The following is a 13,997-nucleotide window of genomic DNA, read 5'->3' on the forward strand; positions in this document are numbered from 1 at the left end:
TTAGTTCAGGTGCCGAGCTGTGAATATAGATTCTAATAATTGTCTAATCGTTTTGACAGGGTCTGGCACCATTCCCCATCTTCCTGGTAAAGCACTGAACTGGCCACATATCCCAAAGACTCATAAAAGGTCTTAGCCGTCAGCTCCGAATGGATATCCAAGTGGTGAATACCTGCCTCTCTGGCATAGTCTTCCAGGGCCATGATGATACTTCTAGCATAGCCCCCCTTACCCCGATGACTGGCCAAGGTAGCAATCCGTGTCAACCGCGCTCTCCCTGAACCTATTGGAAGAAAGCGACCAGTTGAGACAGGTTCTTCATCAATCAAGAGATTCGCATAGACACGTCCTTCTTGATCATGGCTATCAAATTCATCTTCGAGATGAATCGAGCGCTCCAGGACAAAAACTTGGAATCGCACATAGATGGAACATGCCCGTTCCCAGGCCTGCGAGCCGACCACAAGTTTTTCATTCTTCATCTTAAATATCTTCCCGCTCAAACGGCATTGACATACAACGTGGACCACCACGACCACGAACCAATTCACTACCGCTGACCTTAATCAAGCGAAGTCCCTTGGATTCCAAAATCGCATTGGTGATGGTATTACGCTTGTAAACAACAACCACACCAGGTGCCACAGTCAAGGTATTGGAACCATCATTCCATTGCTCACGACCAGCAGCAACCAAGTCACCGCCACCGCAACGAATCAAATCAACCTTTTCAAGACCCAGATTGCTTGCCAATACTTCCGCTAAATCACCATGCTCTTCTTCGATGTGCAGGGTTTCATTTTCATAAGTCACAGAGAAGACACGCAGGGTTCCTTCAATCTCAGGGTGGATGGTAAATTTATCATAGTCCACCATGGTGAAGACCGTATCCAGGTGCATGAACTTACGGCTATTGGCAAATTCAAAGGCAATCACTTTCTTGAAGCCAACGCCACGTTCAAAGATATTGATGAGCAGTTTTTCAATCGAAGCCGCATCTGTCCGCTGAGAAATACCAACCGCCAACAAGTCTTTAGACAAGACAAGCTCGTCACCACCCTCGATACGAGTGGTTTCATCACGATTGTAAACCAATGGCACCTTACCTGCATAGTCAGGATGGTAGGTGAAAATATATTTTCCATAAAGCGTTTCACGGTTACGAGTCTCCGCATACATGTGATTAAGAGACACCGCGTTACCAATAGTCGCAAATGGGTCACGAGTGAAATAAAGGTTTGGCATTGGATCAATGGCAAATGGATAGCTGGATTCTACCAAGTCTGTCAAACCAGTTTCTTCCTCAGGCATCGCTGGCAATTCACACTTCTGCACACCTGCCATGGTCTTTTCAATCAACTCACGATTGTCCTCAATCGCCAAGAGCAACTTGCGAATGGCTTTTTTGGTTGCACGTCCGCGGATATTTGCTTCATTCAGGTATTCATCAATGAATTGTTCCTTAACTTCTTGGCTAATCAAGGATTCCGCTGCCAATTGCTCCAGATAGAGAACCTCTACTCCTTCATCGCGCAGGGCTTGAGCAAAAGCATCGTGCTCCTTCTGAGCTTCTTCTAAGAATGGAATATCATCGAAGAGGAAGCGCTCCAAATAGTCCGGCATCAAGTTTTCAAGTTCCTTACCTGGCCGGTGCAACATAACTTTTTTCAGTTTACCAATCTCTGAAAAAACGTGAATGGGATGTGTAGACATCTCAGTACCTCCTATTATATATTTTTTTCTTTGTGGCAAGGTTGAGTAAGTATTTCCTCGCCTGTTCACCTATACTTTATCAAAGAAAGCGGATGCAATCATGAAGTTTTTAGCAATCAATATGAGAGGAATTTCTCATTTTCAGGAGACATGGTAGATTTTTATGCAAAAATGCGGCCAAATAATCAATATTTCTACCATTTTAGCAATGTAATCAATATTTATTTTTTTGTTAAAAGTAACAAAAAAACTCTCCTATCAGTTTTGACAATAGAGTCTATCTCCTACAGATGCGATTGGTTAAGAGGGAGGACGTTTCCAATCACATCATAAGAAGCTTAATATAATCAAGAGGAGAGGGCCCTCAGCAGATAGGGCTGACTGCTCCTACTCAATGATCCCCATGCTAAGATGGGAAGTTGTTGCCTAGTCTTCGCGACGACGGCGTTTGCCTGCAAGGCCAAGGGATGCAACCAGCATTGCTGCTCCGAGAACACCTGCTACTGATGAAGATTCACCAGTGTTTGGCAATTGTCCAGCTGTAAATGGTTGTGATGGAGTGTCGGAACCTGGGTTGTTACCGCCTGGGTTGTTATCGCCACCATTTGGTCCACCTGGCTTATCATCAGTACCTGGCTCTCCTGGTTGACCATCATCCTTAACTGGTACATAAGGAATAAGTGTATCTTCACCTGGCTTTCCTGGAACTGGTGGAATGTAGCCTTTAGATGGATCTTCTGGATTTACTGGTTTCAACGGCTCATTCGCACCTGGATTAACCGAAACATAAGCTGGAACGTGTGGAATAACTGGGACATCGCCACCTTCACCTGGTAATGTTGAATCTGCAGGAACAGTCATCGCGGAGCAATCATTCAACTTGAGATAAGAACACTTTCGGCGATTGGTTTCATAGACACGTTGTCCACTATCAGCGAAATAGGTGCTGAAATAAGTTCGTTTCCCATTCTTATCCTGTACCTGATCTACTGAACCGCGTTTGATTTCTCGACAGATTGTAGACCGGTGACGACCCAGAAGTCGAGCGATTTCAATTGGTTTCTTTCCCATTTTAAGATAAGCAGCAATTTCACCACGTTCTGTGGCTGAGAGATGAGAATAGGATGTTTTTCTGGTAGAATGAGTGTTGGACATGTTCATCTGCTTTCTATGCTGAGTTGGGGAATTCTAGTATATCAGACGAACTTGTCTTTTTTCTTGCACTTCATTTTACAACGTGGGATTTTTATGTAATAGTTTACAATAACTAAAAGACAAGCCCAACGGACTTGTCTATGAAGGAGAATCAACTAATTTAAACTTTTGAGAAAGAAAGGAACATCCTTGTAGGTCAGGCGCTTGTGGCCGTAAGCGATTTTATCAGCTTCCTTTAATTCCTTGCAGACATGGCTAGCAGTTTCCCTAGTCGTAGCCGCCAGGCGGGCAATCTCTTGGATACTAATGTCAAACTGTAAATCCTCCAAGGACTCTCGCCGGCACATATCCCAGTAAAGTAAGGCTAGGACCTGAACCACTCGACTACTGGCCTTTGACACCATGGCATTGCGCAAACGCAGCTCCTGAAAACGCAGGATATTGGACAATTTTCTGTTGATATAGACCAATTGCCTCGGATTGCGCATGGAATACTTTTCATAAAGAGCCATAGGAATAATAAAGTACTCCAAGTCCGTGATGGCAATGGCCGTATAATGGTAGGTCTTGTCCTGAAACATATCTCCAAAAGGAAATGAACCGCCCTGCCGAATGTAATCTAGGTAGCTGTAAGTGTCCGTCTCATCATACTGCTCAATCCGAGCATAACCCTTGCCGATGACAAAGAGATAGTCACGCTTGTCTTCCGCATAGAAAATGACCTGACCCTTGGGAATCTTCCGAAACCGGATTTCCTTGGCCAGCTGATCAAAATGCTCCACGGACAGCTGATTAAAGCTTGGATGATTTTTCAGGTACATATACTGGTCAGTTGTAATCATGGCACTCCTCATCCTATTTCTCTACGGCTATTGAACATCCACGTGGTGACACCGGTATCATTTAGCTTAATTTTTAGCAATCCCTCTATTCATTATATCAAAATATCCTTAATTTTGAAAAGGAATACACAAAAAGCAAGCAGGATTGAATCCCGCTTGCTATCAAGTGTAAGGAGCTTATTGAACTTCTTTACGCTTAATTGAAACAGCTGTACCCAGTGATACCAATCCACCCAAGCTGATAAGGAGAGCTGTCAAGTCAGATTGACCAGTGTTTGGCAATGTTTTCTCTTCCTTGCTAGCTAGAGTTGGCTTTGGTTCTGTGGTTGGGTCTATGATTGGGTCGGTTGGTCGAGTTGGTTTTTGTTCTGGTTTTGGATCAGTTGGGTCTTCTGGGGTTGGGTCTATGATTGGGTCGGTTGGTCGAGTTGGTTTTTGTTCTGGTTTTGGATTAGTTGGGTCTTCTGGGGTTGGCTTCTCTGTTTCCTCCTGAGGAGTTGGGTCTGACGGTGGAGTTTCTTCCTCAATTGGAGCTGGCTCTTCTTTCTCGATAAATTTCTTACGACCATAGATTTGAGCAGTGATTTTCTGACCAGCTTTTTCCAAGTCTGACAGGTATTCAACAAAGACTTCAGTATCGGGATTGATGGCCCCAATCAATTTTGCTTCCTTGAAGATAGAGAAACCATCGCCACCGCCATAGAGGAAGTCATTGATAACCAATTGATAGGTCTCAGTTGGCACTAATTCACTACCATCTGCCTTGAAGACTTTGGCTACCTTATATGGATTTTCTTCCGTTGGATTGTCCGCTACTGTGTAAATGTAGTTAAGACCTGACACTTGAAGAAAGTATTTTTCACCTTCATCGTACTGCTGGTTAAGGGCAGTGATAATTTGCTCACCTGTCATTTCCACAACTTGAAGGATATTTCCAAATGGCTGAACAGCCTGTGCAGCACCCCACGTCACTGTACCATCTTCTTGAACAGCCAAGTCTGCACGGATACCACCGTTATTTGTAAAGGCGAAATCAACATTGTAGCCAGATTTTCTAGCGATTTCCAGCTGGGCAGTTGTCACCAGATTTCCGACTGCACTTTCATTGAATTCATTAACTTCACGAGAAATGGCTGTTGTAGACGCCGCAGTCGCAATTTTCTTGTCTGTCACTTGTTTGACGATGGTATTTGCCTCATCGACAATGGCCTGGATGGTTGCGGACGGTGTTTTTTGATCAGGTGCTACTGCCTTGATAGTCGCCGTTGGAATAGCCACAAAGTCTGCGATGTCTGTCTCATAGATAGCACGAACATCCGCAAAGGCCTTACCTTGTGAAGTTGCTTGGACAATCAAGGTATTGCCCGCTGTGCCATTTACTGCGACATGGTTATGACCCGCAAAGACAAGGTCCACTGAGTTTTCTGGGTAGAGGCTATTGAGTTTTTCCAGCATATCCGCTGCTGCACCAGCTGCCACACCTTCCTTACTTGTAGCGGGAACGTGGGCAAGAACAACAATCGCCTTGACACCTTGGTCGTTCAATTCCTTAGAATATTTGGCAATGGTTTCTGCCTCGTCAAGGAAGTCATATTGTTCGTAGTTTGCCTTCAAGACAAGGTTTGGAATTTCTGTTGTTACCACACCGATAAAGCCGATATTGGCAACTTTGTCATTAACAGGAATGGTCTTGATAGCATATGGTTTCCAGCCAAATGGAATTTCGCCTGTTGCCTTATCTACCACGTTTGCGATGACAATTTCCTGCGTAGAAGCCTGGCGGTCATAACTATCCACGATTGGGTTGAATTTTCCAGCTTCTGGGGCCTGACCAGTCACGATACGGTCGAATTCTGCCAAACCTTCGTCAAACTCGTGGTTACCCAAAGTTCCGTATTCAACGCCAATTTCATTGAAGACTTTGACAGTTGGCTCATCCTGCAAGAGGCCTGAGTTGGCTGGACTGGCACCAACCATATCACCAGCCTGAACACGGATAGATTCCGCTGGAATTTCTTTAGCTGCTGCTTCTGCTTCAAATTCTACTTGAGCATCATCCATGTAGGTATCTAGCAAGGCCGCTGTACCAGCGTTACGGACAGTTTCCCCCTCCAAACGAGCTGTACCAGTTGTATCCAATGCACCGTGGAAATCGTTGACACCCATGATTTGCACAGCCAACTCATCTGCCAGGGTGGTTTGCGTAGCTGCCACACTAAAACCAGCTACCAAGGCCAAGATACTAGACTTCAAACGAATATTCTTCATCAGAATGACTCCTTGTTCTTATATTATTTTTATATAATTATCATAATCCTATTCTAAGCAAAAGGCAAGATAAAACAACGTTTTTTATAAAAATAACGATAAATGTTCGCTTTATGTGAAATTGTGGTGAAAAAAATCAGAAATAATTTGAAAACTGAGGTGAATTTCTTATTTCATTCGAGATTTTGTTTCTAGGAGCATGAACTATCATACAACAAAAAACAAGCAGGTTTCCCCACTTGTTCTGTCTGTTATTTAGCCGCTTTATAAAGCTCGTTTACTTTGTCCCAGTTAATGACTTCAAAGAATGCTTTAATGTAGTTTGGACGAACGTTGCGGTAGTTGAGGTAGTAGGCATGTTCCCAAACATCTAAGGCCAAGATTGGTTTCAAACCTTGCATGATCGGTGTATCTTGGTTGGCTGTTGAAATAACTTCCAACTTGCCTTCTTTGTTAACAACCAAGAAAGCCCAACCTGAACCAAAACGAGTTGTTGCTGCAGTTGTGAAAGCTTCTTTGAAGGCATCAAATGAACCAAATGTTGCATCGATATCCGCTGCCAATTCTGCTGAAATTTCTGTTTTTTCTGGCGAAAGCAATTCCCAGAAAAGCGTGTGGTTGAGGTGACCACCACCATTGTTGATCAAGGCTTGACGGATGTCCGCTGGAATAGACTCAACATCTGAAAGAAGAGCTTCCAAGTCTTCACCGATTTCAGGATGCTTCTCAAGCGCTGCATTGGCATTTGCCACATAAGTCGCATGGTGCTTGTCATGGTGAAGCGTCATTGTCTCTGCATCAATGTGTGGCTCCAAAGCGTCGTAAGCGTAAGGTAGGTCTGGTAAAATAATTGCCATAATCGAATTCTCCTATCAATTTGATAGTTTTATTTTACCGCTTTCTGGCAGCCTTTTCAATTTATTTGTCTGAAAATCACGACGTAGCGATTTTGAGCAGAATGAGACAGTATATTAGATAGTAAAACATCAATAACTATTTTCTACCCGTTATTACAATTGTGATGGCGGGAGATAGGGACTGCTTCTACAATCCCCTTTAATTATTTTTGAAAGTACGGTGATGCCTATGCACATAGCCAATAAAATCCTATTAGAAATGAGTAACAACTTTTGTCCACAGCAGAGGCTTTGCAAGTGATGCTAGAGTTTGGCGGTTTTACCATCAACCTATTAACACTTGTCATAGCGCTAAACCTGCTTACAGATAAAAAGAAATAACCGTCTTAAACGGATTTTCGCAGGAGTTAGTTGGAGCTAACTCCTTTTATATTTTTATTATAACTTATGACTTCTTTTTTTCAAGTTTTATCATCTCCATTGCCTCAAATCAACTCGTAGCGATTTTAAGCAGGGCCAAGTCAAACAGGTAATCCTTGTCCATGACTCCAGTCTTTATTTGGTAATCCGTCTCAATCAGCAAGCGCACCACCTTCTTGAGAAAGCCTACCGACAGATGCCTTGAGTCACGCAGGGCAAACTTAATCTGATAAGGATTGACCTTGCGCCCCGAAATCTCAGACAATTCCGCCACCATCTGCTGCTCACTCCGCCCCTGCTCCTGCATGATTTGCACCTGCAGATAGGTTCGAAACTGGGTCAGCATAATCGCAATCAGTTTAATCTCATCCTCCCCTTGCAGGCGTAAGTCCCGCACCAGGCTCCTTGCCTCATCCATCTTAGACTGGAGGACCAGCTGGGTCAGGTCGAAAATATTATCCTGCAGGGTCTTAGGAATAGCCGCATCAATGTCCTCCTGTGAAATCTGCTCCTGCCCCTTATAGGATTGGAGAAAGACTAGATTTTTACTGACTTCAGCAAATTCAAAATTGGATTTGACCAAGAGATAGTGATAGGTCTGGGCATCTAGATTGAGCCCCAGGCGACCAATTTCTTTCTGAAAATGAGCCTTCAAATCATTTTCCTTGAGAGGATTGGCCTCCAGAATCAGTCCATCTCGTTTGAGAATTTTCACCAAACGGCGCTTGCTATCTAGCTTACCAGGGGCTAGGATGACCAAACGCGTCGTCTCAACCGGATTTTCCAAATACCCCTCAAAAAGCTTGAGCTCATCATCCGTCAAATAGCGCTTTTTATCAGACGTAATATCCGCAAAATAATCCAAAATGACCACTTTCTCATCCGAGAAAAAGGGTAGGGACACCAAATCTAAATCCACCTGGCTGTAATCCGCCTCAGACATATCAAAATAAGCATAGGTCAAGTCCGCCGGGTCAAACTCCAACTGTTGCAGCAGGCGGTCCTTGGCTATCTGGTATTGACCCACGTCCTCACCGCAGAGCACCGTCAGTAAGCCCAATTTATCTTTTTTTACTGTTTCAATCTGTTCAATAACTGTCATAGGAATATTATACCATGTAGATGAAAAAGGAGGCTTACTTAGCCCCCTCGATATCATATTTACTATCTAGACCCTCGTCGGCCACCAGCACGCACCCTCCGGCGTTTTTTCTTGATGCGTGAAATGATAAAAAGGAGCACCAACAGACCAAAGAAAATTCCCAGTCCCAAGAGGATATAAGGCATTAGCGGAGAGGAAATGAGGGAATTAGTCGTTTCAAGAACCGTATCTACCACAGGTTTTTCTTCGACAATGTCTACTCCCTTACTTGAATCAATAGAATTTGCAAGCAAGACCTTATTGTTTTCAATAGTCAGACTTGGCTCTTCCCCCTCCTTAACCAAACCGGTCAAGGGCTGTTCAATACGGATTTCCTCACCATTTACAGTGTGTTTCCCAGGTTCAAGAACCGTTGCTTGTTTGTAGTCTGCAAAGCTTTTTTCCAAGAGGCCATTGACATAATAATGTCGAACAAATTCACCCTCTGGATCGCCCCACTCGCTCGCTCCTAGAACTACCGTAATCAGGCGGGTATCACCCCGTTTAGCAGTGACAATCGAATTGTAACCAGCACTTGGGCTAGAGCCCGTTTTCAGACCGTCTACCCCTTCAATTCCCATAGGATCACCAGGCAGAGAGTGGTTATAGGCCTCAAACGATTCCTCATTCGGAGTACCTTCTTTGACTGTCACCTTGGTCGCATTTGTGAATTCCAGAACCTCTGGGTGGCGTTTAATCATATGATAGCCAAGAATAGCCAAATCCTTAGCGGTTGATTCATTGGCCAGGCTTTGATCAACTCCCTCCGGAGCATATAAACCTTCATAGGCCTCTGTAATAGCCCCCGTCGCGTTGTAAAATACCGTATTCTTCATTCCCAGAGCCTGGGCCGTATCATTCATCAATGTAAGGAATCCAGCGTCATCCCCTTCAAAAATCAAATGTGCCAACATCAGTGTCGCCACATTGGACGAGGGAACCAGGGTCATAGTCAGCAACTCTCTGACTTTGTAACTAACACCTGCAAGGATATTATTATTACTCAAGGCATAGATTTGGGCAATAGCCTGGTCTTGCTCTGTCGCAACCACTTCTGTGTCTAGGGTAATTTTTCCCTGACTAATGGCTTCTAGAGTCAAATACACCACCATTACCTTGCTCGTGCTTGCTGGATCGCGCACTAAATCTCCATTGTCGTCCCATAAAATCTGACCATTGTCTGCATTGATAACAATAGAGCTCTTTGGCGCAGTCTCTTCACTAGCTGGATAACCTGCCGCCTTGGCAATGTCTACAATTGACTCTGCAGCCAAAACAGACTGTAGGGGGGTGAAGCACCAACAAACCAACAATACTAAACTAATAACCTCTTTCATGATTCCTCCGTCTCGAATTTACCCTTACTAGTATAGCATAGAAAAGCCTCATTTGTAAAAAGAGATGAAAAAACTCACTTGAATTATGCTGAACAAGTGAGTTTTGGAAAAGGTTCTAGCTCATTTAAGCAATTTGAACATAGCGACGATTTCCACTATAGGCAATATAGGATAACCAGGTTTTACCGTCTTCTTTCACCACACGGTCGTAATTGATGCTTTCACCGGCTGCGAAGGTGTAAAGAGCTGGGCTCGTAGATTTTGCTGCGTTTCGGACAACTGCTCCCTTGGTAAAACGGTAGGTTCCTTTTGCTGGCAATGGCTGAGCAGCGACATTTGTAGTACCACTGTTAGCTTGATTAGCTTGGACAGTTTGTTTCTTCTGATAATCTCCCCCTGGAATACCGTAATATTCCTCAAGAGTCAGACCAGATTGGTAAATATCCTTGGCTTCCTTACCAACGTAACGGAGATGCCATGGCTCAGACATGTAGCCTGTCACTGCTTCTTTTCCTGGTAGGTAGCGAACAACGAAGCCATACTTGTGGGCATTGTCCTTGAGCCACTGCTCTGCTCTGCTATTTGTCAATAAAGCGCCTGAAGCATCAGTCAGGTCAAAGGCTAAGCCAGTCTGGTGCTCACTGTGACCTGGGCGAGCTGAGTAACGATCTGCCGCAGCCTGCCCATCACGTTGAACATAGTTCAGATAGAGAGACTGCTGGGTCTCATAGCTACGGAAGCCACTGTAGGCCTTGCCAACGTTGAATCCTTGGCGAATCATGTCATTGCGTAAGTTCTGATAAGCGTTACGAGCAGTCGGATTCTCACCTGGGTTATAGGTGGAAGCCAGCCCATGCTGTTTATTGACAATGATAACTGGACCGTACTTGCCATCAACGCTGTAGTATTGACCGTTGAAGGTAAGCTTGGCTTGATTTGCCTGTGTCTCAGTCGAAAGATTTGAAACTGCTGGTTTGTCAGCCTTATCAGTCAGCTTAGCCACTGGGATATAAGAACGACCGCCGCTGAAGGAAATGTAGCTCAACCACTGATGATTATCGGCTGTGATAACCTTGTCATAGTTGACCTTCATGCCCTTGTCGTAAAAGGCAACATCTGGACTGGTCATTTTGGCTTCGCGTTTTACTCCAACACGCTCAGTAAAGGTGTAGGTGCCTTGCGGAGCTAGCTTGAGAGACGCTTCTGCGGTTTCAGTTTGGGTTGTTGCTGGGGTGACAGCCGGTTTGTCTGGTTTTGGACTTTCAACAGGTTTGTGAACGGTTGGAGTGGTTACAGACGCTATTTTAGCCACTGGAATATAAGAACGGCCGCCGCTGAAGGAAATGTAGCTCAACCACTGATGATTGTCAGCGGTGATAACCTTGTCATAGTTAACCTTCATGCCCTTGTCGTAAAAGGCAACATCTGGACTGGTCATTTTGGCTTCACGTTTGATACCTACACGCTCGGTAAAGGTGTAGCTACCTTGAGGAGCTAATTTGAGAGACGCTTCTGCGGTTTCAGTTTGGGTTGTTGCTGGGGTGACAGTTGGTTTGTCTGGTTTTGGACTTTCAACAGGTTGGTGAACGGTTGGAGGGATTACAGACGCTATTTTAGCCACTGGAATATAAGAACGACCGCCGCTGAAGGAAATGTAGCTCAACCACTGATGATTATCGGCTGTGATAACTTTATCGTAGTTAACTTTCATACCCTTATTATAGAAGGCTACATCTGGGCTAGACAATTTGGCTTCTCGTTTAACACCCGCACGCTCGGTAAAGGTGTAGGTCCCTTGCGGATCTAGCTTGAGAGACGCTTCTGCGGTTTTAGTTTGGGATGTTCCTGGAGTGACAGTTGGTTTGTCTGGTTTTGGACTTTCAACAGGTTTGTGAACGGTTGGAGTGGTTACAGGTGCAACCTTAGCCACTGGAATATAATAACGACCGCCGCTGAAGGAAATGTAGCTCAACCACTGATGATTATCGGCGGTGATAATCTTGTCATAATTGACCTTCATACCCTTATCATAAAAAGCTACATCTGGGCTAGACAATTTGGCTTCACGTTTAACACCCGCACGCTCGGTAAAGGTGTAACTACCTTGTGGAGCCAGTTTGAGAAACGCTTCTGCGGTTTCAGTTTGGGTTGTTGGTGGAGTTTGAACCACCGGAGTGACTGGTGTAGCGACTTTTGAAATGGCAATGTAACGACGAGTTCCATTGTAAGAAACATAAGAAATCCAATTATGGTCATCCGCTACCAGTGTTGAATCGTAATTGACTTTCTCACCTTTTTGATAAAAATATTCCGCTGGGCTACTCATTTTAGGCTGATTGCGGATAGGCATATCTTGAGTAAAACGATAAGTACCAGCTTTAGGGAGTTCTGATACAGGTGTGGCAGTTTCAGCAGGTTTGTGAACGGTTGGAGTGGTTACAGGTGCAACCTTAGCCACTGGAATATAAGAACGGCCGCCACCGAAGGAAATGTAGCTCAACCACTGATGATTGTCGGCGGTGATAATCTTGTCATAATTGACCTTCATGCCCTTATCATAAAAAGCAACATCTGGACTGGTCATTTTGGCTTCGCGTTTGACACCTACACGCTCGGTAAAGGTGTAGCTACCTTGAGGAGCTAATTTGAGGGAAGTCTCTGCGGTTTGAGTTTGGTTGGTTGCCGGAGTTTCCACAGGCTTATCAGTAACTAATGTAGTCGTTGGTTCTGTTTTTGTTAGCTTATTGATAGGGGCGTAGCGACGAGTACCACTGAAGGAAACATAGGAAATCCACTTATAGTCATCCGCTGTCATAACCTTATCATAGATGACTTTTTGCCCCTTATCGTAATAAAATTGATCCTGGCTAGCGATGGCAGGTTCATTTTTGATTCCAGTCTTTTCAGTAAATGTATAAGTCCCTTGCTTAGGAAGCACTGGTACTTGAACAGTCGGAACTTCAGTCACAGCAGCCTCCGTCTGTGTCCCTACGCTGCTTGTAGCCACGCTGGCACTTGTAGTCTCCGAAATAGTTTCAACTACCTCTCTAGTCACAATCGGAGGACTAACAAGAACTGGATTTTCTTCACTAGGCGGCGTTGACTGAATCTCATCAGCAGCTGCAATTTGGCTAGACATAAAAGAAAGGGTTGCAAGCAAGACAGAAGCTGCACCAACAGAATATTTGCGAATGGAGAAACGATTCTCTTGCTTAGTGTACCAACGTTTATTCATTTTTCTAATCCTCCTTTGTAATTATTTTTACTTACTTATATTCTTATTATAACATAGGTTTTGTAAAAATAAAAACAAAAACGTAATATTTTGAAATATTTCTGTAACATTTGTCATAATCAGACCATTACCAAATATCCCTTCACCTATCAATTCGCAAAATTTCTCAAAAAATCTGGAAAATGTTAAATTTTTTATAAAAAAATAGAAAGTGAACCAAAAATCACTTTCTACATTTATCTATTTACCTAAAACAGCAGTCGCCAAGGCCTTTTGAATAGCAATGACGGACTTGTCGCTCTTAAATTGCAGAGTCTCTGCTGGCTCTGCTGCTGAAGAAATCCATATTTTCAACTCCGCATCCAGGTCAAAATGACCGGAGGTTTCAACCGTAAATCGTGAAATCGAACGATAGGGAATAGACTTGTAGGAAACCTTCTTACCTGACATTCCTTGTTTGTCCACCAGAATCAAGCGATACTCGGTAAAGACAATTAGGTCGCGAACCAAACTAAAGGCCATTTCTACCTGTTCCGCATCCAAAAGGATATCTGCCAACTCTTGCTCTACCTTATCATTATTCATCTGTGAGGCATTGCCCATCAAACCTGAAAACAAACCCATGTGTTTACTCCTTTTTTACTTTTCCTTATTTTACCGAAAAATGTGGAATAAAAAAAGCAAAAACCCCAGAAGAGTTTTTGCTTCTGTCAAACTTAATAAACATCACGACGATAGCCAACAGTCACCACAAGTACAACCAATTCATCATCAATAATATCACAAATAACCTGATACCAGCATTCAGCGTTCCACTGGTCATATAGTCCACCAATTGCGGGAAAAATGGCTTGTCCGTCAAATGGTCATAGTGGGCGGCAATCAAGTCTTCCGTCGCCGTCATCATTTTCAAATCAGAAATGGTAAAGCCACGGTGCTCGATGCGGGAAATCATCTGCCCCACCAGCCCATGCTGGACAGCATCTGGTTTAATAATGAAAAATATACGTTCCATAAATCACCTCCATT

12 protein-coding genes and 1 pseudogene are annotated in these 13,997 nt (G+C 43.9%); 1 reads left to right on the forward strand and 12 read right to left on the reverse strand.

From position 1 onward, the window contains the following. Positions 1–32: 32 nt before the first annotated feature. The 7 genes and pseudogenes from NQZ91_02895 to sodA form a co-directional block, all read right to left on the reverse strand. Positions 33–482: a GNAT family N-acetyltransferase gene (locus NQZ91_02895; GenBank protein ID UUM58334.1), complete on the reverse strand. Its 450-nt coding sequence runs from the start codon at positions 480–482 to the stop codon at positions 33–35. A 1-nt stretch (position 483) separates the two neighbouring features. Continuing rightward, a complete protein-coding gene (gene arcA / locus NQZ91_02900; protein ID UUM58335.1) occupies positions 484–1,713 on the reverse strand; it encodes an arginine deiminase in 1,230 nt (409 codons plus the stop codon). A 426-nt stretch (positions 1,714–2,139) separates the two neighbouring features. Then, a complete protein-coding gene (locus NQZ91_02905; GenBank protein UUM58807.1) occupies positions 2,140–2,574 on the reverse strand; it encodes an LPXTG cell wall anchor domain-containing protein in 435 nt (144 codons plus the stop codon). A 3-nt stretch (positions 2,575–2,577) separates the two neighbouring features. Then, a pseudogene (locus tag NQZ91_02910) lies at positions 2,578–2,868 on the reverse strand (helix-turn-helix domain-containing protein). 155 nt (positions 2,869–3,023) lie between these two features. Then, entirely contained in the window at positions 3,024–3,710 is a 687-nt protein-coding gene (locus NQZ91_02915; protein UUM58336.1) for a Crp/Fnr family transcriptional regulator, read from the reverse strand. 177 nt (positions 3,711–3,887) lie between these two features. Further along, positions 3,888–5,981 carry a 5'-nucleotidase C-terminal domain-containing protein gene (locus NQZ91_02920; GenBank protein UUM58808.1) on the reverse strand — a complete coding sequence of 698 codons (2,094 nt, stop codon included), beginning with the start codon at positions 5,979–5,981 and terminating at the stop codon, positions 3,888–3,890. 248 nt (positions 5,982–6,229) lie between these two features. Then, the gene (sodA, locus tag NQZ91_02925) at positions 6,230–6,835 is read right to left on the reverse strand and encodes a superoxide dismutase SodA (GenBank protein ID UUM58337.1); all 606 of its coding nucleotides are present in this window, start codon (positions 6,833–6,835) and stop codon (positions 6,230–6,232) included. A 273-nt stretch (positions 6,836–7,108) separates the two neighbouring features. Here sodA and NQZ91_02930 point away from each other — a divergent pair, with 273 nt between their 5' ends. After that, positions 7,109–7,216: a putative holin-like toxin gene (locus tag NQZ91_02930; GenBank protein ID UUM58338.1), complete on the forward strand. Its 108-nt coding sequence runs from the start codon at positions 7,109–7,111 to the stop codon at positions 7,214–7,216. 109 nt (positions 7,217–7,325) lie between these two features. Here the strand turns inward: NQZ91_02930 and holA are convergent, their stop codons facing one another. The 5 genes from holA to NQZ91_02955 all read right to left on the reverse strand — a co-directional run bounded on the left by holA (position 7,326) and on the right by NQZ91_02955 (position 13,983). Next, entirely contained in the window at positions 7,326–8,357 is a 1,032-nt protein-coding gene (holA, locus tag NQZ91_02935; GenBank protein ID UUM58339.1) for a DNA polymerase III subunit delta, read from the reverse strand. A gap of 62 nt (positions 8,358–8,419) precedes the next feature. Beyond that, positions 8,420–9,733, reverse strand: a complete 1,314-nt coding sequence (locus NQZ91_02940) for a serine hydrolase (protein UUM58340.1) — start codon at positions 9,731–9,733, stop codon at positions 8,420–8,422. Between the two features lie 124 nt (positions 9,734–9,857). Then, a complete protein-coding gene (locus tag NQZ91_02945) occupies positions 9,858–12,968 on the reverse strand; it encodes an SH3 domain-containing protein (GenBank protein UUM58341.1) in 3,111 nt (1,036 codons plus the stop codon). Between the two features lie 240 nt (positions 12,969–13,208). Further along, positions 13,209–13,592: a PH domain-containing protein gene (locus tag NQZ91_02950; protein UUM58342.1), complete on the reverse strand. Its 384-nt coding sequence runs from the start codon at positions 13,590–13,592 to the stop codon at positions 13,209–13,211. Positions 13,593–13,713: 121 nt separating this feature from the next. After that, complete coding sequence (locus NQZ91_02955; protein UUM58343.1) at positions 13,714–13,983, reverse strand: hypothetical protein; 270 nt, start codon at positions 13,981–13,983, stop codon at positions 13,714–13,716. Between the last annotated feature and the right edge of the window lie 14 nt (positions 13,984–13,997).

The organism is Streptococcus suis (assembly GCA_024583055.1).
Taxonomy (GTDB): domain Bacteria; phylum Bacillota; class Bacilli; order Lactobacillales; family Streptococcaceae; genus Streptococcus; species Streptococcus suis_V.